At 67.4% G+C, this 24,031-nt stretch carries 27 protein-coding genes, 1 tRNA gene and 1 riboswitch; of the genes, 17 read left to right on the top strand and 11 right to left on the bottom strand.

All coding sequences use genetic code 11. The annotated features are described in order from the left end of the window. Window positions 1–16 precede the first annotated feature (16 nt). Window positions 17–301: a HepT-like ribonuclease domain-containing protein gene (locus DFJ65_RS11390; RefSeq protein WP_115923126.1), complete on the top strand. Its 285-nt coding sequence runs from the start codon at window positions 17–19 to the stop codon at window positions 299–301. On the opposite strand, the gene DFJ65_RS11385 is transcribed toward DFJ65_RS11390, so the two are convergent. From DFJ65_RS11385 to DFJ65_RS11370, 4 genes are all read right to left on the bottom strand, one after another. Continuing rightward, window positions 262–1,593 (bottom strand): DUF2786 domain-containing protein, encoded by a 1,332-nt coding sequence (locus tag DFJ65_RS11385; RefSeq protein WP_115923125.1) that lies wholly within the window; start codon window positions 1,591–1,593, stop codon window positions 262–264. The two genes, DFJ65_RS11390 and DFJ65_RS11385, sit on opposite strands and share 40 nt — an antisense overlap. A gap of 266 nt (window positions 1,594–1,859) precedes the next feature. Further along, window positions 1,860–3,101, bottom strand: a complete 1,242-nt coding sequence (locus tag DFJ65_RS11380) for an RNA polymerase sigma factor (protein ID WP_115923124.1) — start codon at window positions 3,099–3,101, stop codon at window positions 1,860–1,862. Next, window positions 3,098–3,484 (bottom strand): YciI family protein, encoded by a 387-nt coding sequence (locus DFJ65_RS11375; protein WP_115923123.1) that lies wholly within the window; start codon window positions 3,482–3,484, stop codon window positions 3,098–3,100. Before DFJ65_RS11375 ends, DFJ65_RS11380 begins: the two co-directional genes overlap by 4 nt. 5 nt (window positions 3,485–3,489) lie before the next feature. Next, the gene (locus DFJ65_RS11370; protein WP_115923122.1) at window positions 3,490–3,870 is read right to left on the bottom strand and encodes a YciI family protein; all 381 of its coding nucleotides are present in this window, start codon (window positions 3,868–3,870) and stop codon (window positions 3,490–3,492) included. A gap of 218 nt (window positions 3,871–4,088) precedes the next feature. On the opposite strand from DFJ65_RS11370, the gene DFJ65_RS11365 reads away from it, so the two are divergent. Continuing rightward, window positions 4,089–5,150: a glycosyltransferase gene (locus tag DFJ65_RS11365; protein WP_115923121.1), complete on the top strand. Its 1,062-nt coding sequence runs from the start codon at window positions 4,089–4,091 to the stop codon at window positions 5,148–5,150. 102 nt (window positions 5,151–5,252) lie between these two features. Continuing rightward, the gene (locus DFJ65_RS17515; RefSeq protein ID WP_170143936.1) at window positions 5,253–5,408 is read left to right on the top strand and encodes a hypothetical protein; all 156 of its coding nucleotides are present in this window, start codon (window positions 5,253–5,255) and stop codon (window positions 5,406–5,408) included. Between the two features lie 97 nt (window positions 5,409–5,505). On the opposite strand, the gene DFJ65_RS11355 is transcribed toward DFJ65_RS17515, so the two are convergent. Next, a complete protein-coding gene (locus DFJ65_RS11355) occupies window positions 5,506–6,570 on the bottom strand; it encodes an NAD(P)H-binding protein (protein WP_115923120.1) in 1,065 nt (354 codons plus the stop codon). Next, window positions 6,531–7,298: a CPBP family intramembrane glutamic endopeptidase gene (locus DFJ65_RS11350; protein ID WP_115923119.1), complete on the bottom strand. Its 768-nt coding sequence runs from the start codon at window positions 7,296–7,298 to the stop codon at window positions 6,531–6,533. Before DFJ65_RS11350 ends, DFJ65_RS11355 begins: the two co-directional genes overlap by 40 nt. A gap of 71 nt (window positions 7,299–7,369) precedes the next feature. On the opposite strand from DFJ65_RS11350, the gene DFJ65_RS17510 reads away from it, so the two are divergent. After that, window positions 7,370–7,828 (top strand): SRPBCC family protein, encoded by a 459-nt coding sequence (locus tag DFJ65_RS17510; protein WP_170144071.1) that lies wholly within the window; start codon window positions 7,370–7,372, stop codon window positions 7,826–7,828. A 200-nt stretch (window positions 7,829–8,028) separates the two neighbouring features. After that, window positions 8,029–9,051 (top strand): NAD(P)H-binding protein, encoded by a 1,023-nt coding sequence (locus tag DFJ65_RS11340; protein ID WP_245950180.1) that lies wholly within the window; start codon window positions 8,029–8,031, stop codon window positions 9,049–9,051. Between the two features lie 170 nt (window positions 9,052–9,221). Here the strand turns inward: DFJ65_RS11340 and DFJ65_RS11335 are convergent, their stop codons facing one another. Together DFJ65_RS11335 and DFJ65_RS11330 are read right to left on the bottom strand one after the other, a co-directional pair. Next, complete coding sequence (locus DFJ65_RS11335; RefSeq protein WP_115924264.1) at window positions 9,222–9,923, bottom strand: type 1 glutamine amidotransferase domain-containing protein; 702 nt, start codon at window positions 9,921–9,923, stop codon at window positions 9,222–9,224. A 645-nt stretch (window positions 9,924–10,568) separates the two neighbouring features. Then, window positions 10,569–10,642 (bottom strand) — tRNA-Pro (locus DFJ65_RS11330). Window positions 10,643–10,776: 134 nt separating this feature from the next. Here DFJ65_RS11330 and DFJ65_RS17820 point away from each other — a divergent pair. Beyond that, the gene (locus tag DFJ65_RS17820; protein WP_245950179.1) at window positions 10,777–12,432 is read left to right on the top strand and encodes an HNH endonuclease signature motif containing protein; all 1,656 of its coding nucleotides are present in this window, start codon (window positions 10,777–10,779) and stop codon (window positions 12,430–12,432) included. Here DFJ65_RS17820 and DFJ65_RS11320 read toward each other — a convergent pair. Both DFJ65_RS11320 and DFJ65_RS11315 read right to left on the bottom strand, forming a co-directional pair. Continuing rightward, window positions 12,424–13,572, bottom strand: a complete 1,149-nt coding sequence (locus DFJ65_RS11320) for a MalY/PatB family protein (protein WP_115923117.1) — start codon at window positions 13,570–13,572, stop codon at window positions 12,424–12,426. The two genes, DFJ65_RS17820 and DFJ65_RS11320, sit on opposite strands and share 9 nt — an antisense overlap. A gap of 9 nt (window positions 13,573–13,581) precedes the next feature. Then, window positions 13,582–14,946 (bottom strand): transaminase, encoded by a 1,365-nt coding sequence (locus DFJ65_RS11315; protein WP_115923116.1) that lies wholly within the window; start codon window positions 14,944–14,946, stop codon window positions 13,582–13,584. A gap of 112 nt (window positions 14,947–15,058) precedes the next feature. Here DFJ65_RS11315 and DFJ65_RS11310 point away from each other — a divergent pair, with 112 nt between their 5' ends. Next, window positions 15,059–16,057, top strand: a complete 999-nt coding sequence (locus tag DFJ65_RS11310) for a magnesium transporter CorA family protein (RefSeq protein ID WP_245950178.1) — start codon at window positions 15,059–15,061, stop codon at window positions 16,055–16,057. Window positions 16,058–16,074: 17 nt separating this feature from the next. Here DFJ65_RS11310 and DFJ65_RS11305 read toward each other — a convergent pair whose 3' ends face one another. After that, complete coding sequence (locus DFJ65_RS11305; protein WP_115923115.1) at window positions 16,075–17,292, bottom strand: DUF2207 domain-containing protein; 1,218 nt, start codon at window positions 17,290–17,292, stop codon at window positions 16,075–16,077. A gap of 95 nt (window positions 17,293–17,387) precedes the next feature. Between DFJ65_RS11305 and fdhD the strand changes: the two genes are divergently transcribed. From fdhD to DFJ65_RS11255, 10 genes are all read left to right on the top strand, one after another. Beyond that, entirely contained in the window at window positions 17,388–18,245 is an 858-nt protein-coding gene (gene fdhD / locus DFJ65_RS11300; RefSeq protein ID WP_115923114.1) for a formate dehydrogenase accessory sulfurtransferase FdhD, read from the top strand. A gap of 10 nt (window positions 18,246–18,255) precedes the next feature. Further along, a complete protein-coding gene (gene clsA / locus DFJ65_RS11295; protein WP_211308426.1) occupies window positions 18,256–18,846 on the top strand; it encodes a cardiolipin synthase ClsA in 591 nt (196 codons plus the stop codon). Next, the gene (locus DFJ65_RS11290) at window positions 18,843–19,739 is read left to right on the top strand and encodes a DUF881 domain-containing protein (RefSeq protein WP_115923112.1); all 897 of its coding nucleotides are present in this window, start codon (window positions 18,843–18,845) and stop codon (window positions 19,737–19,739) included. Before clsA ends, DFJ65_RS11290 begins: the two co-directional genes overlap by 4 nt. Then, on the top strand, window positions 19,736–20,068 hold the full coding sequence (locus DFJ65_RS11285; protein ID WP_115923111.1) for a small basic family protein: 333 nt from the start codon (window positions 19,736–19,738) through the stop codon (window positions 20,066–20,068). Before DFJ65_RS11290 ends, DFJ65_RS11285 begins: the two co-directional genes overlap by 4 nt. Further along, entirely contained in the window at window positions 20,065–20,919 is an 855-nt protein-coding gene (locus tag DFJ65_RS11280) for a DUF881 domain-containing protein (protein WP_115923110.1), read from the top strand. Before DFJ65_RS11285 ends, DFJ65_RS11280 begins: the two co-directional genes overlap by 4 nt. A gap of 47 nt (window positions 20,920–20,966) precedes the next feature. Further along, window positions 20,967–21,356 (top strand): glycine cleavage system protein GcvH, encoded by a 390-nt coding sequence (gene gcvH / locus DFJ65_RS11275; RefSeq protein ID WP_115923109.1) that lies wholly within the window; start codon window positions 20,967–20,969, stop codon window positions 21,354–21,356. A gap of 40 nt (window positions 21,357–21,396) precedes the next feature. Then, a complete protein-coding gene (locus DFJ65_RS11270; RefSeq protein ID WP_115923108.1) occupies window positions 21,397–21,852 on the top strand; it encodes an FHA domain-containing protein in 456 nt (151 codons plus the stop codon). Continuing rightward, window positions 21,849–22,544 (top strand): transcriptional regulator FtsR, encoded by a 696-nt coding sequence (ftsR, locus tag DFJ65_RS11265; RefSeq protein ID WP_115923107.1) that lies wholly within the window; start codon window positions 21,849–21,851, stop codon window positions 22,542–22,544. Before DFJ65_RS11270 ends, ftsR begins: the two co-directional genes overlap by 4 nt. A 10-nt stretch (window positions 22,545–22,554) precedes the next feature. Beyond that, complete coding sequence (locus tag DFJ65_RS11260) at window positions 22,555–23,064, top strand: bifunctional nuclease family protein (RefSeq protein ID WP_115923106.1); 510 nt, start codon at window positions 22,555–22,557, stop codon at window positions 23,062–23,064. A gap of 148 nt (window positions 23,065–23,212) precedes the next feature. Continuing rightward, window positions 23,213–23,794, top strand: coding sequence for a MerR family transcriptional regulator (locus tag DFJ65_RS11255; protein ID WP_115923105.1), 582 nt, complete (start codon window positions 23,213–23,215; stop codon window positions 23,792–23,794). Between the two features lie 83 nt (window positions 23,795–23,877). After that, window positions 23,878–23,983, top strand: a riboswitch (glycine riboswitch). Window positions 23,984–24,031 lie beyond the last annotated feature (48 nt).

Raw genomic sequence — 24,031 nt, 5'->3', positions numbered from 1 at the left:
GGCTAGAACCATCGCCATGTGTGACGTGCTCGCCGAACTGGTTGCCATGGACGAGACCGAGTTCGTGGGGGACGTCCGGACCCAATGGGCAGTGGAGATGGGACTGATCAGGATCGGCGAGACCATCAACCGCATCCCCGACGACGTCCTCGCCCGATTCCCAGACCTCGATGACCTCGAGTGCGCCGAGATCATGCAATGCGTCGAAGTCATCGTCCTGAGTGACCACCGCAAGCCCATTGGCGAATCATGCGCACACCCTCACCCGCGTAATTCGGCGCGGGAGCGCATGTCGGCCTGATCCGCGGCCTGTCGGCCGTGGTGCCAGCCCTCCCGGTCGAACCTCGCCCGCGACCTGGCCTGTACGACCTGAGGGAAAAGCCGTTCATACGCGTCGGTGACGTGCTGATCACGTTCAATCAGTGCGGGCAGGCGTTCTCCGCGGGCTGCTCCGCCGAACTCCGCTGTCGCAGAACGCTCCTCGACATCGGTGGCTTCCTGCAGCCGCTCCCCGATCCGGAACGCGAACGCGCTGAGGAAAGAGGCACGGAACGACCGCGATCGACGATGGGCACCCTGGACCGATCGCTGCCCGGCTGCCGTCATCGTGTTGGTCGCCTGCAGCAGCAGCGAGGTGTAGAGCAGCTCGACACCCGACAGGTCGGACGGGAAGCCGACCACTGTGGCAAACCCGAGTTCCTTGCTCCACACGACCTTGCAGGAGTTCGCCTCGGCCACCGCGTTGAGCAGTTGCACCTTGGGTTGCTCGTACGGGTTCTCGACGCCGATGCGGGTCGCACTCGCACCGTCCTTGGGTTGGTCGGTGCGGGACGCCGCGAGCATCGCCTCACTGATGCGGTGCCGTGCGATGAGTGAGGCGGCTCCGGCGGTGAACGTCTCGGCCTCGGCCTCGTACGGCGTCGACTCCGCCTTCGCCAACAGCATCCGGACGCGAGTGAGGATCCGATCGTCCACCTCGGTCTCGTCCGGATCGGTCGGCTTCACCCACTCGCCGGGACGCGGGCCGATGATCTGCACCGGCGGCAGGATCAGGAGCACGTGCAGGCAACGAGCCGCAGCGTCCATGATCGCCAGCCAACTCATGCCGTCCTGGCGACAGGACATGATCGGATCCTGCGGCGACTCCGCGCCCTCACGCAGTTCGGCGATCTGAGCTCGCCAGCCCGGATGGATCGTGTCTCGCGCGTAGCTGCGCAACTGATGCTCGATCACCCGAAGCGTGAAGTCGGCAACCGGTTTGGTCGAGCGCCGAAGCACCATCCGATGGATGTCGGCGGGCTGCCAGCCACTGTCCCACGCCGCCTGCAGGCGATCCTCCAGCGCTTGTCGCACCTGGCTGTGCACCGTCGCGCGCATCGCCGGTTGGTCGCATCGGGCAGCCAGCATCACCACGTTGTCGTCGAACCGGGTCATGTCATCGGCCTGCACCGCCACGGCCGCGTCGTGCAGCAGCAGGCGGACATCGTCCTGCGGGTTGTCGTCCGAGCGCGGTAGATCGTCGCCGCGTCCGAAAGCGGCTCCCGTGTGGGGCCGCCGCCTTCGGGGCTTGTGCTCGTGGCGCTTCGTGCTCACGTGGTCGTCCTCTCGTCGGCACGATTCTTACCGCGGTCACCGACAACGGATCGAGGTTCTCCACACGACGCGAGATTCGGCCGCTGGGTGAGGTCAGCCTAGGCAGTCGGCAAGGCTGCATGAACTCGAGGGCATGCCTGCGACAACTCCTGAAGAGCGGTCTGCGCACTGCGCTCGAGTTGGCAGCCGTGGGTGAACAGATGGTGCGAGACCTGCGCTCGCCGGCGCGGGCGTACCTGGCGTCAGCCAGAGCATCTTGTCTCGGGTCAGCGTCGAAGTTCGTCGCGTCTGCGAGCCAGGTAGCGCTGTTCGGCGGGATTGCCCGCAAGCCTGATCGCGGTGTCGTAGGCCGCCACAGCCTCGTCCGTACGTCCGAGGAGTCGCAGCAGGTGTGCGCGGGCGGCGTGGAACGCGTGATAGTCGGCCAGAGCGTCGGTCAGTCGGTCGACCTCAGCGAGTCCGACTGCAGGACCGTCGTATTCGCTGAGCGCGACGGCTCTGTTGAGCCGGACGACGGGGGAGGGTTCGATCTCGACCAACCGGTCGTACAGCGTCACGATCTGTGACCAGTCGGTCCGGTTCGCCGACGGAGCGTAGGTGTGCACGGAATTGACCGCAGCGAGCAACTGGTAGCGGCCGGGTGGTGCAGCTCCCGCGTCCACCGCGGCCAGCCTTTCGCGCACAAGCGCCCACCCCTCGACGAGCTGATCACGGTCCCAGCTGCTGCGGTCCTGATCGCCGAGTGTGACGAGTTCGCCATCCGGCGGCACCCGGGCCGCGTGTCGGGCCCCGGTGAGCAGCATGAGCGCCAGCAGCCCGGTGACCTCACCGTCGGAGGGCAGAAGCTCGCGCAGCAACCGGCCGAGGCGGATGGCCTCGCCGCTCAGATCGGTGCGCAAGTTCTCGTCACCGCCGCTGGGCAGGTAGCCCTCGTTGAAGATCAGGTACACCACCGCGAGCACGCCGGTCAGCCGCCGCTGAACCTCGGTTGCCGACGGCACTAGATACGGAATGTGCGCCGCCTTGATCTTCCTCTTCGCGCGGGTGATTCGTTGTGCCAGAGTCGTTTCCGGAACGAGGAAGGCGCTTGCGATCTCACCGACGGTCAGGCCGCCGACCAGCCGGAGCGTCAAGGCCACCCGCGCCTCCATCGACAACGCGGGATGGCAGCAGGTGAACACGAGCCGTAGCCTGTCGTCCTCGATCGGACCGTCCGCGACGGCGGGAGAATTGTCGATCAGCATGGACGCCGCCTGGTACTTGGCGTCGCGATGCGACTCGCGACGCAACCGGTCAATGGCGCGTCGGGTCGCGGTGATGATGAGCCAGCCACCCGGGTTCGGGGGGACACCGTTTCTTCGCCAGTGCTCGACGGCAGCAGCAAAAGCCTCGGCGGTGGCGTCCTCGGCGACGTCGAGATCGCCGAAGCGACGTGCGAGACCGGCGACCACCCGCGCCCATTCGTCGTGATGGACGCGGGCGATCGCCTCGTCGATCGGGGCCGTCACGAACCGAGCATCTCCTGGATGTCCTGTTCCGTGTGGAACGGCCGCACCTCGACCCTTCCTCGGCAAGCCTTCGAACCTTCGGCAGCGAGGGCGAGCGCAACATCGAGGTCGGGGGCTTCGATGACCCAGAACCCACCGACATGTTCCTTGGTCTCCAGGTACGGTCCATCGGTGAACACGGGCTGGGCACCCCGGCCGTCGACGGTCGTTGCGTTGGTAGCGGCGGAGAGTCCGTCGGCGAAGACGAAGTAGCCCTCGCGCTCGAGCTTCTCGTTGAAGGCACCGGTGTCGGCGAACGCCTGCAGCATCGCCTCCTTGGAGTCGTAATCGCCGAAGTCGGTGCGTTCGGTGGGACCGAAGACGGACAGCATGTAACGAGCCATGGTGATCAGTTTCCCTCTGTCGTGGTGGGATCGGTGAACGGTGAAGCAGGGAAGCGGTGGAGCTCCTGCGGCCAGTCCAGGCCTACGGCGAGGCGCCCGGCCCAGTCGCGGGCCGTGTCGTCGTCCGGCACGTCGATGACGCAGAAGCCGCCGAGGTGTTCCTTGGTCTCGACGAACGGCCCGTCGGTGAAGATCGGCTCGCCGTCCTGCGACTCGACGCTGCAGACCACGGTGGACGCGTCCAGGGCGCCGTTGCTATAGACGAACACGCCCGCCTCGCGCATCTGGTCGACGACGGCGGTGGCGGCACGACTCTTGGCGCGGATCTCCTCGGCGGAGTGTTCGGGCACCCACTCGTCGTTGAACTTGATCAGGTATTGAGGCACTGTCGGTCTCCTCTCGGATCGGCAGCCCGGTCGGCCGCCGTACACACACTCCACGAACGACATCATCCGAATACGACACCTTCGCGGGAAGGAATTTCAGGATTCGTGACCGGGGCGTCGATGAAGTGCTCGATGGCCGTAGCGTTGTCCCTCGGCTCACCGATCTCCATCCGCCCGACCGGTGCTGCGACGCAGGGCGGGACGGACGATCGGATGCCATGCACATCGCGGTTCTTGCCACGACACGCAACCCATTGCGTGAACCGTTCGCCGGTGGCCAGGAAGCACAGACGGCGTCGCTCACCGCGGGCCTGCGCGCTCGCGGACACACGGTTCGGCTGTACGCACAGGCCGGCACCGATCCTCGTCTTGCGGACGAGCTGGCCACGTACGCACAGGTTCCCACCATCCGCACACCCGAGGATGAACCGTTGGCCGGGCTCTGGCGGGACGATGCCGCGATGTCCTGGGCGATGGCCGACCTCGTGCGACGACCGGTCGATCTGGTGCACAACCAGAGCCTGCATCACTTCCCGCTGGCGATGAGCCGGGCCATGCCCAGCACGATGGTCACGACGTTGCACTGCCCGCCGTACCCGCTGGCCGAGATCGGTGTCTCGCTCGCCGCGGACGATGCCGTGTACGTCGGTGTCAGTGAGGCGGTTGCGAGCATGTGGCGTCTGCTCCCGATCGAACCGCTGGTGATTCACAACGGTGTGCGGTCGGGTTTGTTCGAATTCGGTTCAGGTGGAAAGGAACTCGTCTGGGTCGGGCGAATCACCCCCGAGAAGGGCGCCGACCTCGCGATCCGAGCGGCCCGCACTGCCGGGCTGCCGCTCACGATCGTGGGTCCGATCGCGGATGCGGCCTTTTACCGAGACCACGTCGAGCCGTTGCTGGGCGACGGCGTTCGTCATGCCGGTCACCTGGATCAACGAGCGATCGCCCGGATCGTCGGCTCGAGCCTTGCGATTCTCGTGACTCCACGCTGGGACGAGCCGTTCGGCATGGTCGCCGCCGAGGCGATGATGTCTGGCACCCCGGTGATCGCCATCGGACGAGGCGGTCTGCGCGAAGTCGTCTCAGAGCGGTCGGGGGTGCTGGTAGGTGAGGCAGGAACCGCCACGGCCGATCTCGTCGTGGGACTCGCGGACGCCGTGTCCCGCGTGCGCGATCTCGACCGCGCCGACGTCCGAGCGGACGCGGTCGCCCGATTCGATGAGCAGCGCATGGTCGAGCAGTACTGCGCGTTGTTCGAGTCACTGGCCGCCCGTCGCTGACGCGGTCCACATCTGGTGGTGCGGCTCGCATCTGGCCATCCAGGTCACAACTACTGCTCCAGGGTGTTGCGCGGGCGCGTCGAGCGCAGCAGAGTTGTGCCCATGAGCGAACAAGACCCGAAGGTTCAGCCCGATACCGTCTCCGACCCCGCCAACGACGACGAGGTGGGAAGCGACTGGAGCGGCGAAGGCGGCGCCACCCCGGAAGGCCCTGCCACCGATGAGGACGCGGACGATTCGTCGTCCGACAAGGACTGACGCCCTCGTTCGGGCAACCACATGAAACTGCTGCCGACCTCCGGTGGTGTCACCAACGACAGCATCCGCGAGGCGCTGGTCGATCTGCTCTCGGCGGTCAGCGCCTCGTCAGGCGAATCAGACCTCGAGTCAACCCTCGGACCATCCCGTCCGAAGACGCCGTCCATGCTGCGTCGTGGGGCATCCGCTCCATCGGATCTCGCCGGTCACAATCCGAATCGGAGTCGACGATCGCCCTCTGGAGTGACTCCCGTAGGGGCATGAGTTGCCATCCGGGGGGCAGTAGGTCGGTCACGAAGTCGTCATCGGCGCAGACCATGTCGTGGGAGAGGCTGTCGATGAGCGCTTCGACCGTCGAGCCCGGCGCGCCGACGAGCGCGCCTGCGAGGTCGGCGACGAGCGGCTCGGGCAGGAACGGCACGAACACGCGCGGACGTCGACGCAGGCCGGCGGCTCGGCCGAACTCCCAGAGCAACATGCCGTATCCGATCGCGGTGGGTCCGCCGATGTCGTACCAGCGGGAGGGCACGCGCGGATCCAGTGCGCCGACCAGGGCTTCGAGCGCGTCGACAACAGAGATCGGCTGGAGGCGAGAGTTCATCCACGTCGGAAGTGGTTGTGCTGGAAGGCGATTGCTCAACTGGCGCATGATCTCCAGTGAGGTGGATCCACCGCCGATCACCATTGCTGCGCGCAGCGTCACCGTCGAGGGTGCACGAGTGGTGAGCACCTGCTCGACCTCGAGTCGCGACCGAAGGTGGGGCGACAGTTCGGACGCCGGGAGCATGGGCACCAGACCCGACAGATAGATCACTCGCTCCACACCCGCGCGGGTTGCTGCTTGCGCGAGTGTTTCCGCAGCCAGGCGATCGAGCCGTTCGAAATCAGGATCAGCCAGTCCGTGGATCAAGTAGTACGCCGTCGCCACACCCTCCACTGCTGCGTCGACGGAAGCCGCGTCGAAAACGTCCATCTGCACGGTCTCGACCTGCGGATCCTCGTGCCACCACAGCGAATTCGCGCGCGAGACGCTGGTGAAGGTGGCGCGGACCCGATGTCCGTCGGCCAGCAGCCGTGGTACCAGACGACTGCCGATGTAGCCGCCTGCTCCGGTGACCAGGATCATCGGCTCGACCGGCGGCTCAGCAGCAGTTCGCCCCATGCGGCCGCCCGCTCGGTCAGCTTCGGCAGGATCACCAGCATCCCGGTCGACCAGGTGCCGTGGACGATGATCGGGGATAGCACGCCACCGGTCACGCGCCGTGAAACACCGGTGAGTCCACCCAGCAGCGCGGACGCGAACACCAGCATCGGGTTGCCCGTCGCCAGGGTGGTCGTGCCGTACACGACGGTCGTCACCGCGACCTGATGCGGTTGCGGGGTGGCTGCGTACAACGCGCCTCGGAAGAAGAGTTCTTCGGCGGCGCCCGTTGCGATGGTCAGCGGCACCACGATGCGTAGGTCGCCGACCCGCGCGTGCTGCACGACGCTCTCGATCTCCCTGCGCAGCAAGGGGATCTGCACGACGGCCATGCCACCGATAGTGAAGACCGCCACCGCTGCCGACCCGATCGCCAATGGTCGCACGATCGGCCGCACCGGCCCGCGCGAGGAGTTGGAGTGCCCAACATGCAGCGGTCCGGACGCCAACGCGCCGGCGGTCCAGACGCCGGCCAGCGCCACGGTCCACAGCTGGAAGGAACGGCTGCCGGGTGGCTGGCGCAGCGCCGTCCGCAACACCGGCGCGCCGACGACGAGCGTGCCGAGCGAGACGAGCTGGCGGCGGCGGAATTCGGCGGGTGTCTGCCAGTGATCGCGGTCCACCGGGCGTAGCCACGGCAGCTGTTTCAAGCGCCCCGCGATCTCGGTCAGGCGTGACGAATGACGCATCTGTTGCAAACTCCTCGGGGTGGTCGGTAGCTCCTAGTGTGGAACACCCACCGTCCCGAAGGGCTTCCGCCGTGAACTCATTCTCCGCACGCAATGTCTCCGAGGAGACCGTGCCGTACGACGTCGACGCTCTGTGGGAGGTGCTGACCGATGCGAAGACCCTGCAGAAGCTCACCCCGCTGGTGCACCGGATCACCCCGGACGGCGACCGCTGGCTGTGGGAGATGACCTCCGTCCCGGTGTTGAACCAGAAGTTCAAGCCGGTCTTCACCGCGCTCATGGACTTCGATCCCAAGAAAGGGATCTCCTACTCCCACGACCCCGCGCGAAGCGACGAGCTCGTTGCGGTCGACGGCATCTACACCCTCACGCCCGTCGACGGCGGCACGCACCTGAGCATCGACATCGACATCACCGCGCGGTTGCCCTTCCCCAAGATCATGGGTCCGGCGGTCCGCGCCGCGATGACCGTCGTGATGACCCAGATGGGCAATGGTTTCGCACGCAACTTGGACAAGCACCTGCGCTGACCCTTGCCTGCTGCCGGCGTCCCCTACGGTGACGGATGGGTGCCGCGCGGCACTCTCGGACGGCATCCGGTAACAGCGGTGCCGCTCGATCGGCCGGTGACAGGCCGAGCAGCGTCCTCCCCGCCCGGACGCGGCGCCGCGTCGCGATGCGTCGTGCCCGGACGTCGTGGCACGACCCCGAACCGAGAGGAAGACGAACGATGAAGATTCTTGTGACCGGCGCGACCGGATACGTGGGTGGACGACTGGTGCCCGAACTGCTGAAGGCGGGCCACGATGTCCGCACCACCAAGACGGCGGACGAGGACGTCTACCCGTGGTGGAGCGATCAGGTCGAGACCGTCGAGATGGATGTGCTCGACCAGAGCGACGTGGAGAACGCGATCGTCGGCGTCGACGCCATCTACTACCTGATCCACGGGATGGGTGGCGACGACTTCGCCGACAACGACCGCAAGGCTGCCGAACTCGTCCGCGGCGCAATCGAATTGCACGGTGTGCAGCGGGTCGTCTACCTGTCCGGGATCGTCCCCGACGTTCCCGAGAGTGAACTGTCCGAGCACATCACCTCGCGCCTCGAGGTGGAACGAATCCTGACCGCCAGTTCGGCGACCGTGATCACGTTGCGGGCTGCCGTGCTGCTGGGCAGCGCGTCGACGTCGTTCGAGATCATCCGTCAGGTCAGCGAACGGATGCCGCTGCAGACGGTTCCGGACTGGATGAACTCCGACGTGCAGCCGATTGCGGTCGTCGACGCGATCCAGGCGTTGGTGGGTGCGCTCACGATCGATGGCCCCTCGCGACACTTCGACGTCGGCGGGCCCGAGTCGATGCCGTACGCCGATCTGCTCGACCTGTACGCCGACGTCGCCGATCTCAAGCGACCGCAGGTCAACGTGCCGCTCCTGCCGACCGGACTGGTGGGGTCACTGGTTGCCACATTGATCGACGTGCCGAAACCCACCGTCGAAGCGCTGGTCGAGAGCCTGCACCACGACATGGTTTGTGGCGACGGCGGGCCGGGGGTCCGCGAACTGCTGCCGGACGGGCACCGATTGATACCGATGCGTGAGGCGATCCAGCGTTCGCTGGCCGAGCGCACGGCGGAGCCGAAGGACGCCGACCCGATGGGTCCGCTTCCGCACGACCCGCCGTGGGCACAGGGCGGCGAGGACAAGTCGTTGCTCGATCGGGTGAAGGACGTTCTTCCCGGCGGCCACTGAGGTTGCAGCCTCGTCACGCCCGAATGCGTTGACCGCAACCCGGGACGAACAGCCCATGTGGTCACGATTCGCGCCTGAAGGACGTCACTGCGCCATGGTTGAACACCCGGCCCGTACGGCAGGGCGGCCACGTGGATGTTCCACGCGGCCGCCCCGATACTCGAACGCGATCAGCTCACGTCGGCGATGATGCGGTCGGCGAGGTCCTCGGACGACTGCGGGTTCTGGCCGGTGTAGACGTTCCGGTCGACGACGACGTGCGGACGCATCGGCAGCTTGGCCTTCTCGTACTCCACGCCGGCTTCCTCCAGCTTGTCCTGCAACAGCCACTTCGCCTTCTTGGCGAGACCGTTGAGCGTCTCCTCGGCGTTCGACAGGCCGGTCATCTTGTAACCGGCGAACGGCGAGGTGCCGTCGGCGTTCTGAGCGGCGAGGATCGCGGCCGGCGCGTGGCACAACAGGGCCAGCGGACGGCCTGACTCCATACGCTTCCGGATGATCGCGCCGGACACCTCGTCGTACGCGAGGTCCTCCATCGGGGCGTGGCCACCGGGGTAGAAGACCACGTCGAACGCGTCAGGGTCAACATTCGAGAGGTTCTCCGGCGCGTCGAGAACCGTTGCGAGACGGGCGAGTTCGTCCTTCAGCGTGGCGATCTTGTTGGGCAGGAGACCGCCCTTGACGCTGAGGCTGGTCTGGTCGACCGTCGGCTTCTGCCCGCCGGGCGTCGCGACGACGACGTCCCAGCCGGCCTCCTTGAACTTGTTGTAAGGCGCCAGGAACTCCTCGGCCCAGAAGCCGGTCGGGTGCTTGCTGCCGTCCTTGAGCGTCCAGTGGTCGGCGGCGGACAGAATCATCAGTACGGAGGTCATCGAGATTCCCTTCAGGTAATTGAACAACCCACTAAGTATCCCCTCGTTCGTCCGGCAGGACGGCCTGCGGGCGCAGCTAATGTTCCTGCGAAGGCCCGGCCCGGTGCGCTGGACGACGCCCAACGGCTCACGGGCGTGGTAGCCACGAAGGTGCGGTGGGATTGGTCGGCGAGGTAGCTGACACCTAACCCGCAAGTCGCGGCGGTGGCCAGCACCAGAGTTGCTGCGGGTCGGCGTGCGCCGATCGAGGGGTCGGACTCCATGAGCCAGAATGAACCTCCACCAGCGACGCCTCGCCGACGGTGTACGCGCGAACTGCGCTGAGGGTCTGACCGTGGTGAGGGTCGTTGTCTCTGGCGACTGTTTCACCAAGAGCGCGCGCCTGTTCCATGAGGCTGTGGGCGGCTGTTTCCATCTGCGTTGCTTGGAGGCTGAGCAGGGTGCGTGTTCCGGTATCCACGCCGTGCTGGTGCGACGGGCGGTCGGCTCGACCCCGTCCAGACCAAGCTGAACGTTGCCCCTGCGTGACTGTTCCAGCCATCCTCAGACCTCGTTTCCCTGTCACGAATCCTGTCGCGGATTCGGAGACTTCATGAAAAACGCCTTCTGAAACGCGAAAACCCGCGGAAATCCGCGGGTTTTCAGTCGGGCTGACAGGATTTGAACCTGCGACCCCTTGACCCCCAGTCAAGTGCGCTACCAAACTGCGCCACAGCCCGTCGGCTCGTTGCCGAACCTCGGAAATGGTAGCCGACACGGTGGCGGGCCGACGAATCGGTTCCCACCCGCTGGCTGTGCACAGGCCGAATGCTTGCCTGCGGAGGTTGTCGGTGGTGGGTGGCAGACTTTGTTCATGGAGCTGGACGAGGGGTTCGCAGGAGCGGGATCGGTTGAGACACAATCCGATCCGCCGTTCGGTTGCACCCAGCCGGGCTTGTCCCAGGGTGACGCGGCGTGCGCGGCGCGGTACGACCTGGAAGCCGCCTCGGGTGTCCTGACCGCCGCCTACCGGCACCTGGTCCACCTCACCCGCATCAGCCTGGACGAACAGCATTGGGCCGGGTCGGGCATCCGTTCACCCGAACACTGGCTCACCTGCTTCGCGGGTGTCTCCCGGGCCGCCGCGAAAGACATCGTGCAGGTCGCCTCCCGCGCCCACGAACTCCCACACGCGATGACGGCGTTCGACACCACCGCGATGACCTTCCACCAACTGGTCATCATCGCCCGACACGTCCCCGCCCCGTACGAAGAAGCAGTCACCCGCCTGGCACCCCACACCGACGTCGGCCAACTCGGCCGCGCCGTCCGCACATTCCCCTTCCACACCGACGACACCGACGCCGCCGACGATCCCTGTGACGAGGACGCGATTCCTGACCCGGACCCGGCGACCAAGCCCGCCAGCATGGAGTCCTGGTTCGCCGACCAGCGCTACCACCTGCGGTTCGAAGGCAGCATCGAACAAGGCGAACTCATCGAACAAGCCCTCCGCGAGGTCAAAGACTTCCTCTTCGCCGCAACCCGCCACAACACCCACGACGTCGACACCGGCGACGATGACAACGACCGCGAGCACCACACCACCAACCACGCCGACACCGATCACGCCGACACCGAGTTCACGGACGCGTTCATCGACGATGAGTTCACGGACGAGGCCACCGACGTCGAGGTCATCGACAAAGACGTCGACGAAGAATCGGGCGATGACGACTCCGACGACGTGCCCGACGGCGAGCCCGAAAGCAGCACGGCCGACGTGGCCGACGTGGCCGACGTGGCCGACGTGGCCGACGTGGCCGATCCGGCGGGTGCGCTCGACCCGGAGTTGCTCGGGTTGTTGTTCGGCACCGGACTCGACGCTGCCGGCAAACCCCGCATCACCCTCGCCGACGCCCTTGTCGCCGCGATGGACCGCGCCCTGCACGCCGGCACCGCTGGTGTGGCCGGACGCGCCGACACCTACCGGGTGCTGTTCCACCTCGACACCGACCACCACGCCTGGACCACCCGCGCCGGAGCGATCCCACCCTCGATGGCCGCGAAACTCACCTGCGACGGACTCCTCGTCCCGATCTGGGAAAAGGACGGGTCACCCGTCAACGTCGGCCGCACCCAACGCATCGTCCCGTTACGCACCCGACGCCTCGTCGATGACCGCGACGGCGGCTGCCGCTTCCCCGGCTGCCCCACCCACCGCTACATCGAGATCCATCACATCATCCACTGGGCCGACGGCGGCACCACCGACCTGCACAACCTCATCAGCCTCTGCCCACACCACCACGACCGACTCCACGCCGGCGACTTCACCATCACCCCCGGCCAGGGCGACGACCGAAACGGTGGCCTACCAGTCTTCCGCGACCAACGCGGCAGACCCCTCCACCGCAGACCAGCCCCACCCGGCACACCACCACCACAAGCACCCCACGCACCACCCTACGAGCGCCGATCCTGGGACGACCTCGACTACAACTGGATCGACTTCGAACGATCAGGGTGACGGTGCCACAGCTCCCATCCGAGTGATCGCCTCGGTGAGGATCTCGGGGGAGGTCGCGAAGTTCAGTCGTGCGAAGCCACGCCCGGCGTCGGGTGCGTAGTTGATGCCGGGGGAGAGCGCGACCTTCGCCTCGGTGCGCCATCGTGTGGCTGGGTCGTCGCCCAATCCTGTTGCGCGACAGTCCAACCAGGCGAGGTAGGTCGAGTCGGGCGGGGTGTAACGCACCATCGGGAGGTGCTCGGCGAGCAGCGTCGACACCAGCCGGCGGTTCTCGTCCAGTTCCCGCTTCAGTTGGGCGAGCCACGGGCGTCCTTCGGTGAAGGCCGCCACATGGGCCATGATCCCGAAGTGGCTGGCGCCGTGGGTGTGCACGTCGTGCATCGTGGCGAACGGTGCATCTGCGCCGGTCACGACCGCGGCCGCCTTCAACGCGGCGAGGTTCCACGCCTTCGACGCCGCGATCACCGTGATGCCGGTCGATCCGCCCGGCACGGTGAGGAACGGGGTGTACGAACCCTCGTGCACAAGCGGAGCGTGGATCTCGTCCGAGACGACCGTGATGCCGAACTGGTTCGCCAACTGTGCAAGTCGCGTCAACTCGACGACGGTGTGTACGGCGCCGGTCGGGTTCTGCGGGTTCGACAACAAGTACGCGCAGCGCCGACCGGTCGCCGCCACCTGCTCGAACGCCGAGCCGATCGCGTCGAGGTCGAGGCGTCCCTGCGCGGTGAGGGGCGCGTCGACCGGGGCGCGGTGCAGCATGTCGACGAAGCCGTGGAACGAGTCGTAACAAGGCGACGACACCACGATCGCGCCGTCGGCGTCGGTGACCTCGCGCAACACCTCGGCCACGCCGATCATCACGTCGGCGACGATTGTCGTGCGACCGGGCGGCACGTCCCATCCCCACGTTTCAGAGGCGAATTCGCGCAGCGCGTCGGCGTACCGCGGCCCCCACCCATAGCCGGTGTCGCCGCGCTGCACCGCCTGCGAGATCGCCCGCACCACGGGCTCGCACGGTCGGGCGTCCATCTCGGCGACCCACAAGGGGATGACCTCGGGACCGAACGCCGTCCACTTCACACTGGTGTGCGTCGCACGTGCCTCGGCGAGCGACAGGTTGAGAATCTCGTGCGCCATGCTCCGACCTTACGAAGCAGGCCCGACCAACAGATCGACGGCCTCGGCGAACAACTCGGTGTGCCGAGCGACATCGGCCTCGGTGGTCACCGGACACATCAAGGCCATGTTGTGGAAGGGCGTCATCAGCACACCCCGGTTCGCCAGGAACACGTGCAGGAAGTCTTCGAGGTCGGCGTCGTAGGCGTCGACCGACTCGCTGCCGTTGCGCGGTGCGGGGGAGGCGAATCGGTACTCGGCGCGGGCACCGAGTTGCGCGATCGACCACGGCACCCCGGTGCGGTCGATGGTGTCCTGCACGCCCCGGGTGAAGGACGACGCGAGCGCGGTCATCCGCGAGAAGGCATCGGCGGTCAACACCTCCGACAACGTCGCCCGCGCCGCCGCGAGTGACAGTGCGTTGCCGGCCAGGGTGCCGCCGACACCACCCATGTCGATGAGGTCGAGGTCGCTGCGCGCCAGCAGTGACTCGGCGAGCGCGGACGAGATGCCGTAGGCCCCGATCGGGATTCCGCCGCCGATCGCCTTGCCGATCGTCACGATGTCGGGCTTCAACCCCCAGGCCCGGGTCGCTCCGCCGACACCCGCGGAGAAGGTGTGCGTCTCGTCGTTCACCAGCAACACGCCGTACCGCTCGGTCAGCTCGCGCACTCCGTCGAGGTAACCGGGCTCGGGGAGGATCAGGCCGATATTGGTCAGCGCCGGCTCCATCATCATGGCGGCCACGTCGCCCTGGGCAAGCTGCTTCTCCAGGCCCTCGAGGTCGTTGAACTCGGCGACCCGCGAGGTGCGGGTCACCTCGACGGGCGCACCGACATTGCCCGGCCGGTCGGCTCCGTCGAAGCTGTCGTCACACACGATCAGCGACTCGTCGACCGACCCGTGGTAGCAGTAGCTGTGGAACAGGATCTTCGGTCGGCCGGTGATCGCCCGCACCAGCCGGAGCACCCAGCGGTTGGCGTCGGTGGCGGTCAGCGAGAAGCTCCACCGGTCGACGCCGAATCGCGAACTCAGCTCGGCCGCAACCCATTCGGCGTCCTGCGTCGGCATCATCGCGGTGGCGCCACCGAGTTCGCCGAACCGTTTCGCCACTGCCGCGACGACCGGCGCGGGGGAGTGACCCGCCATCGCACCGGTGTCGCCGAGGCAGAAGTCGATGTACTCGTGGCCGTCCAGGTCCCAGACCCGGGCGCCGTCCGCCCGGTCGAGACCGAGCGGAAACCCGCCGGCCGCCTTGTTCATCCACGTCATGGGCACCCGCCCGAACAGGTGCTCACCTGCGTCGTACAACTCCCGTGAGCGCGGGTTGCGCCGCGCGTACTCGGCGCGTTCGGATGCGAGCAGGTCGCGCAGGCGGGAGCGGTCGATCGACATGGGAGGTCCTTCCACGGGGCCCGAGGTGGCTTGCTCCGGATGCTAGAACCACCGGCGCGAAGGTGGGTGTGCTTCTAGCGAACTCCCAGCGCACGCGCCATAGGGTGTGGCCGTGAATCACAACGAGTCACCGGTCAGTTGCCGGGTGTGGCGCGACGGCGCGATGGTCGAGGAAACCGTCCGCAAGGACGAGATCATCGACGCTCTCAACGACTCCGACCGGCTCGTCTGGCTCGACGTCGTCGACGCGAAACCGGAAGCTCTCGGCTCGCTCATCGACGCCCTCCGGTTGCCGGCCACCGAGATCGAGGACGCGTTCGCGCCGCACGAACGGCCCAAGGTCAGCCGACACGGCGACCATCTGTTCTTCACCACGTACGCCACCGAGCTCGCCGGACGACTCGCCGACCTCGAGGGCGACCGGCTGCGCACGCACCGGATCTCCGGTTTCGTGCTGCCGAGCGCGCTCGTCACCATCCGCTCGTCGGACTTCGACATCGAGCCGGTGTTGCGCGCTTGGGACGAGAACTCCGACCTGCTGAAGGCGGGTCCGCGGGCGCTCGTGCACGGCCTGATGGACACGATCGTCGACGGACACTTCGCCACGATCCAGACCCTCGACGACGACATCGAAGACCTCGAGGACGTGCTCTTCGAGGAGAACCGCACCGGTCGCGGCTTCCAGCAGCAGGTCTACTCGCTGCGCAAGGAACTCGTCGCGCTGCGCCGGGTGGTGCTGCCGATGCGTGAGGTGGTCAACGGGCTGCTGCGCCACGGCGGCCGCACCAACACCGAACTCGACAGTTGGTACGAGGACCTCTACGACCACATCCTGCGAGCGGCCGAATGGACCGAGTCGCTGCGCGACATGGTCACCTCGGTCTTCGAGACGAACCTGTCGCTGCAGGACGCCCGACTCAACACCACCATGCGCAAGCTCGCCGCATGGGCCGCGATCATCGCCGTGCCGACCGCGATCACCGGATGGTTCGGGCAGAACGTGCCCTATCCCGGCTTCCAGAAGGAGTTCGGGCTGTGGGTCAGTGTCGTGACGATCGTGCTGGGGTCGTTGGCGATGTGGTGGTCGTTCCGGCGGCGTCGCTGGCTCTGAGCCGGCTTCAGCGATCCTCAGAAGTCGATGCAGCCGAGGTCGCACCCGTCGCAGCCGTCGCACCCGTCGGAGCAGCCGTCGGCGCTGTCGAACAGGTCGGACGCCGAGGAGGTGAAGCTCTCGAACGCGTCGGAGATGTCCAACAGGCCGACGTCGATGTCGCCTCCCAGATCGATCAGAGCGCCGATGCCTTGGCCGACGTCGCCGATCAGGGAGATGGCATCCATGCCCATGCTGGTGAGGTCGGATGCGTATTCGAGGTTGTCGAGACCCCGCTCGAGGCGACCCTGACGCAGCGCGTCGCCGACGACCTTCGCCCACCGATCGGCCAACCCGAAGACGATCGCGAACGGCAGATAGCGGGTGAAGAGGCCGGCGGCCTCCTCGTAGCGGATCTGGTCGGCCTCGGCGGTTGCGAGGTACCGCTCGAACCCGAGCGTCTGGATGCGTGCGGCGGTGCCCTCTGCGGTGCGGGCCGACCGTCCGCGACCCAGGGTGAACAACAACACGGACGCCACCAGCGTCGCCACCGGGAGGGCGAACAGATACGGGTCGTCGTCACGCGCGTAGACCGAGTACGCGCCGCCGGCGAGCACCGCAGTGACGATCAACATGAGGATGCCGAACAGGGTGGTCCAGGCGCTGCGCGAGCGGGGGTGCTTGCGATACCAGCCGCGGTCGATCATCTCGCGGTACAGGTCGATCTGCGCCTCGCGCAGGCTCAGCCCGAGGTTGTCCTTCAGGGTCGACAGCGGCACCTGGTCGCCGTGCGAGAACACCGCGTCGAGCATCCGCCGCTCGGCGGGCGAGACCGGCTCCCGAGGTGGGTTCTGATTGCGCACGAACAACCAATCGGACTTCGCCGACCCGTCCTTGGCGCGTCCCTTGGTGCCGTCACCGCTCAGCGGCTCGAGGGTGAAGAACCCGCGCAACGACAGATCGACCAGCATCGCCGCGAGGTCACGTCCGTCGACCTTGCCGTCGACCACGGTGCCCGCCACCGCCGGGCCGATGCCGGCCGGCGGCGCGAAGGCGACCGCGACCGGCCCCTTCCATTCCTGCCCGCCGCGCACTCGTCGGACGCGGCGCGGCTGACCGGGTGCCGGAACGACACCCGGCGTGACTCCGACGAACTCCTGGTCGCGTCGACGCCAACGCAGCAGTGCCACGGCCCCGGCCGCGATCACCAGCACGACGCCCGACACCGCCAACCAGGCCATGTCCACCTCGGTCACGGAAATCCCCTCAGTACCCTCGACGGTATGATTGCACCGACCCTACGGCCTCGGGTCGCGTCGAACCCGGGCGCAACAACCGCTGTGGACGACTGATGGGGCGCCGCACAGATCGCAGACGCCTGGTTCAGGTGACTTTCGGTGCCGACCGGGTCAGCGCGCGTGAACGGTCCGAGACGGTGGCCGTCGAGGAACCGCTGGAGATCCGGGTCGGCGGCGAGAGTCTCACCGTGACGATGAGGTTGCCCGGCGACGACATGGAGCTCGTGCACGGGCTCCTGCTGTCCGAGGGGCTCATCCGGCACCGCGAAGACCTCATGGTCGCGCGCTACTGCGCCGACACCGACACGATGAACGTGATCGACGTGACCCTCGCCGACGGGCCGCGTCCGTTACCGGTGAGCGCTCAGCGTTCCTTGGTCATGCACGGCGGTTGCGGGCTCTGCGGCAAGGCGAACATCGACGCGATCACTGCTTCCGTCGGGGTTCTGAACTCTGAACGTCGAGTTGAGGCTGAAGTTCTACGAGCCCTTCCGGGCCGCCTGCGCGCAGGCCAGCAGACCTTCGACCGCACCGGCGGAACACACGCGGCCGGGCTCTTCACGGCGACCGGCGAGACGGTCGTCATCCGCGAGGACGTCGGGCGCCACAACGCCGTCGACAAGGTGCTCGGCTGGGCCTTGGTCAATGGTCACGACGCCGCGAACGACGTGTTGCAGGTCTCCTCGCGGGCGTCGTTCGAGATCGTGCAGAAGGCCGCCATGGCCGGGGTGGGCGTGCTCAGTTGCGTGTCCGCGCCGTCCGCCCTGGCCATCGACGCGGCAATCGACACCGGGGTGACGCTGATCGCGTTCAGCCGTGAAGACCGGCTGACGATCTGCTCCCACCCCGACCGGGTGCTGTTGCCCGGATCTCGTGAGCCGCTGCACGGCGCCGCCGGCGCGGGCGCTTAGGCTTCCGGACGTGGAACAGGCGGATCAGGTCAGCAACCGCATCTGGACGGTGCCCAACGCACTCTCCGTGCTGCGGCTGCTCGGTGTCCCCGTCTTCTTCTGGTTGATCCTCGCCGAGCACGACTGGTGGGCGTTGATCGTGCTCATGGTGTCGGGGTTCACCGACTACCTCGACGGCAAGCTGGCACGCGCCCTGAACCAGATGTCGAAACTCGGCCAGGTGCTCGACCCGGCCGCCGACCGTCTGTACATCCTCGCCACGATCGTCGCGCTGGCGATCCGCGACATCATCCCGGTCTGGTTGGTCGCGATCCTGATCGCCCGCGAGGTGTTCATCGCCTGCCTCGGCCCCATCCTGCGCACGCACCGGCTGCCGTTGCCTCCGGTGTCCTTCATCGGCAAGTCCGCCACGTTCAACCTCATCTACGCCTTCCCGCTGGTGCTGCTGGGGGAGCAGGCCGGGGTCGTCGGTGACATCGCGCGCCCGCTCGGCTGGGCGTTCGTCTGGTGGGGCACGGCGCTCTACTGGGTGGCCGGCATCCTCTACGCCGTCCAGGTCAACCAGATGGTCGCGGCCAAGAAGGGTGCCACGCCGCGATGAAGTGGTCGAAACTGCCCAAGCTCACCCCCGACGAGCCGACCCCGCCGCGCGACCCCGCCGCCTCGATGAGCCTGATCAACGACGTGATCAGGCACCCGCTCGACCCGTCGTACGAGGCCGCCGCCGCGAAGAAGCGCGCCGCCGGCCTCGCGCCCACCTCGGGCACCCGCTCGCCCCTGCTCATCCTGGTGATGGTGCTGATCGGTTTCGGGCTCGCGGTCAGCGCGCTGACGCTGCGCACCCCGCTCGGTGAGGCCAAGAAGCAACACGACGAACTCGTGTCGCGGATCAACAAGGGGCAGACGCTCATCGACCAGCGCTCGCGCTCGGTCACCGGGCTCAACACCGAGATCGCCGGGCTGCAGGAGTCGGCGCTGAGCCGAGGCAACCGGCAGGACACCACCGATGAACTGCACGTCGCCGAGGCGGTCGCCGGTGCGGTCGCCGTGCACGGTCCCGGATTCGTGCTGAGCGTGAACGACGCGAAGGACGCCGGCACCGATGCCCAGGGTGATCCGCGCACCTCCGGGTCCGACACCGGGCGGGTGACCTCCGCCGACCTGCAGATGGTCGTCAACGGTCTGTGGGAAGCGGGCGCCGAGGCGATCGCCATCAACGGCCAGCGGGTCACCTCGCTCACCGCGATCCGGTTCGCCGGCGAGGCGATCCTCGTCAACTACCGTCCGCTCGTGCCGCCCTACGACATCTCGATCATCGGACCGTCGGGTCTGCATGCGGCATTCGACAAGAACGCAGGTGGCAACTACCTGTCGACCATCAGTAAGGGTGTCGGCGTGCGCTCGAGTTGGCGCACGTCGCAGAACGTTCAGCTTCCCGAGGCACCCTCGGTGTCGCTGAACTACGCACGCCCCGCGAAGGAGAAGTCCCAGTGATCCCTGCCCTCGGCCTCGTTGCCGGCCTCGTCATCGGCATCGTCCTGTCCCCGGACGTGCCGCTGTGGCTGCAGCCGTACCTGCCGATCGCGGTCATCGCCGCTCTCGACGCCGTGTTCGGCGCCGTGCGTGCCGTGCTCGACGGCATCTTCGACGACAAGGTGTTCGTCGTCTCGTTCCTGTCGAACGTCGTCGTCGCCTCGTTCATCGTCTTCCTCGGCGACCAGCTCGGTGTCGGTTCCCAGCTGTCGACCGGTGTGGTCGTCGTGCTCGGCTTGCGCATCTTCAGCAACGTCGCCTCCATCCGTCGACACCTCTTCCACGCATGAGCCCCAGGAAGCGCAAGCCCGACCCCGAGGCGTCGCCACCCGGCGAGGTCGATCCGGCGCTGGCCGCGTACGAGGACGAAGTGCCCGACGAGACCGAGTCCGTCGAAACCCGGCCCGCCGCGTCCCAGACACCCTCACAGGGCTGGGGACGGCTGGCCCGGATGGGGCGCCCGCGGTTCACCAAGGCCAACCTTCTGGTCACCGCGTTGGCGGTGCTGCTCGGTTTCGCGATGGTCACGCAGGTGCAGCAGTACCGCGCGTCCGGCCTGGAGAACATGCGCCAGGAAGACCTGGTCACGCTGCTCGACGGCGTCAACCAGCAGAGTGGCAAGCTCGGCGACGAGATCAACCGGCTCACCCGCACCCGTGACTCGTTGCGGGCCGGCGGGGGAGACGCGGCGGCCATCAAGGCCGCGGAGGACCGCCTCGCGGCCCTCGGCATCCTGGCCGGCACCGTCCGCGCGACCGGGCCGGGCATCATCCTGACGATTCCCGACCAGGCCCGACAGATCCAGCCGAACAACGTGCTCGACACCGTGCAGGAACTGCGCGACGCCGGCGCCGAGGCGATCCAGATCAACGACAGCCGGGTCACCGCCAACACCTGGTTCGGGCTGACGATGCAGGGCCAACTGATCGTCGACGGCAAGACGCTGACCGCCCCGTACACCGTGCGGGCGATCGGTGATCCGCACACCATGTCGACCGCGCTGGCGATCCCCGGTGGTGTGCTGGAGACGTTGCGGCAGTTGGGAATCGCCGCCACAGTGGCCTCCAAGAACCCAGTTGAGGTGACCGCGTTGCGGCCCTCGGAGGTGCCTGGATACGCTCAGGCGGACACAGCCCGGTAGACCTCCGGTTTTCCGCGTGCATCACGCATCGTCGACCTAGGAGCATCATGAGCGACCTCGAGTACCCCGCCGACCTGCGCTACACCAGTGACCACGAGTGGGTGAAGGAGCAGGGCGACGGTGTCGTCCGCGTCGGCATCACGGCGTTCGCGCAGGATGCCCTCGGCGATGTGGTCTACGTGAGCCTGCCGGGCGTCGGTGACACCGTCTCGGCGGGTGACTCGTGCGGTGAGGTCGAGTCGACCAAGTCGGTCAGCGACCTCTACTCGCCGCTGGAGGGCGAGGTGACCGCTGTCAACGAGCAGCTCGACGCGACCCCCGAACTGGTCAACTCCGACCCGTACGGCGAGGGCTGGATGTACGAGCTCAAGGTGGCCGACCCGGCCGCCGTGGAGCAGCTCCAGGACGTCGACGCGTACAAGTCCTCGCTCAACTGAGCTCCGTCGCCCTGCGGGGCCGATCGATTAGGCTGAACAGATGAACGACCAGCAGCACCCTGGAACCGACCAGCCGGGTGGTGACGCCACTGCCCGTTTCACCATCGGCTCCGACGCCGTCGTCCCGGCGGAGTTCTCCGGTGAGCTGCGCCTGTCGCAGTCCGACCAGGCGATGGTCGACGCGTTGCGACCCGGCACGGCCCTGTTGATCGCGATGCGCGGCCCGAACTCCGGTGCACGATTCCTGCTCGACGACGAGGAGATCGGCAGCGGTCGGCACACCGACAGCGACATCTTCCTCGACGACGTCACCGTTTCCCGTCGGCACGCGGTGTTCCGCCGTCGCCAGCAGGGCTACAGCGTGGTCGACGTGGGCTCGCTCAACGGCACCTACGTCAACGGTGCGATCACCGACGCCGCCGAACTGCACAGCGGTGACGAGGTGCAGATCGGCAAGTTCCGGTTCGTCTACTTCGCCGCCCCCGCGGGGTCGTGAGCGAGCAACGGCCGACGCTCGCCATCGGCGCGGTCCTGAAGCAACTGCAGGACGAGTTCCCTGACCTCACCCTGTCGAAGGTGCGATTCCTCGACGCGCAGGGCGTCGTCAGTCCGCAGCGTGCCGGCAGTGGCTACCGGCGCTACACCGAGCGTGATGTGGAGCGGCTGCGGTTCGTGCTGCGCGCCCAACGCGACCGGTTCTGGCCGCTCAAGGTGATCCGCGAGGCGCTCGACGCGTTCGACCGCGGTTTGGAGCCGGCTCCGGTCGAGGGCCGACCATCGGTGCCGGCCTCGGCATCCGACGCCGACGCCGACGCGCCGACCGTCGCCGACATCGTCGCCGAGGGCGACCACGACCTACGGCTGTCCGTCGACGAACTGTGCGCGGCCACCGGGCTCGACGCGAAGGCGGTCGCCGGACTGGCCGATTTCGGGCTGGTGCGCCCGGGCAAGGACGGCTACTACGACGCCGACGGTCTGCAGATCGCCCGCGCGGCCGCAGCGTTGCTCGCCTATGGCATCGACGCGCGCCACCTGCGCCCCTTCCGGCTGGCGGCCGACCGTGAGGTGGGGCTGGTGCAGCAGCTCAGTTTCCGACCGGGCGACTCCGACCGCGACGCTGCGGCCGAGGTGGTGCGCGAATGTCTCGCTCTGCACCTTGCTCTCGTGCGAGCCGGGCTGCGGGGGTAGCGTTGTCGGTGTGAGACAGGTCGAGGTGATGGGCGTCCGTGTCGAGATGCCCACGAACAAGCCGATCGTCATCCTGCGCGAGGCCGACGGAGGTCGGTGCGTGCCGATCTGGATCGGGGCTCCCGAGGCTGCCGCCATCGCACACGTGATGGAAGGCGTCGAGCCGCCGCGACCCCTGACCCATGACCTGTTGCTCACCGTGATGGAAACTCTCGGTGGCCGCCTGTCGCACGTCGACATCGTCTCGATGACCGAGGGTGTGTTCTACGCCGAGCTGGTGTTGGCCAATGGCACCCGCATCGACGCGCGCAGTTCCGACGCGATCGCACTGGCGCTGCGGTCCGGTTGCGCGGTCTACGTCGACGATTCGATCCTGGAGGAGATCGGCATCACGATGGATGTCGAGGAGGACGAGGTCGAGCGGTTCCGGGAGTTCCTGGACAACGTTTCCGCGGAGGATTTCGAGGACGCCGAGGGCGGAACCGAAGAATCCGGCGGAACGACGGGCGAGAATCCTTAACCATGAACTACAGGTTGAAGGTTTGTGGAGGCGGCTTGTCGAGGCGCGACACGCCGAGGGAGTTCGTTGACGCTCCCTCGTCCCACCCGTACCTTGATTCACAGGCACGCGAGGGCGTGCAGCAGTCATTTACGAGGAAGAGGTAGCCATGGCACGCGCTGATGTGCAGCCCGAAGGCTCCCCGGCTCCGGCCCCGCTCGAGGCGCCGGTCACCGACGGCATCGACCTGCCGGACGACGACCAGCTGGGCTACCGCGGACCCGCGGCCTGCCGCGCCTCCGGCGTGACCTACCGCCAGCTCGACTACTGGGCCCGCACCGGCTTGGTCGAGCCCTCGGTGCGCAACCCGAGCGGTTCGGGCAACCACCGTCTCTACAGCTTTCGCGACATCCTCGTGCTGAAGGTGGTCAAGCGACTGCTCGACACCGGCGTCTCGCTGCAGCAGATCCGCATCGCGGTGGCCGCCCTGCGCGACCACGGCGTCGACGACCTCGCGACCATCACCCTGATGTCCGACGGTGCGAGCGTCTACGAGTGCACCTCCGACGACCAGGTGATCGACCTCATGCGCGGCGGCCAGGGCGTCTTCGGCATCGCACTCGGTTCGGTCTGGCGCGAGGTGGAGGGCACGCTGTCCGAGCTGCCCTCGGAGCGCCCCGGAGCCGAGGAGATCGCCGAACACCCCGGCGACGAACTCCGCAGCCGCCGCGAGCGTCGCAAGGCCGTCTGAAGGCCGGGCAACGAGTTTGCCGCCACGATGCGGCACCAGCACCGGACGTTTCGACGTCCGGTGCTATTTTTGTGCTCAGCTCGCGACACCGGGTGGGAGAGTCCTGCACTCACATCCACCGATGTGGTCCAGGCGCCGAAGGTGCAATTCTCCCCAGAACCTCTCAGGCCACCGGACCACCCGGACGAGGCGACTCTGAAGACGCTGCCGTCCGGCGGCGCCGACAGAGGGGGAGAC

Source organism: Calidifontibacter indicus (genome assembly GCF_003386865.1).
Lineage (GTDB): Bacteria > Actinomycetota > Actinomycetes > Actinomycetales > Dermatophilaceae > Yimella > Yimella indica.
Note: the sequence above shows the minus strand (reverse complement) of the source record. Positions and strands in the feature narration are given on the sequence as shown.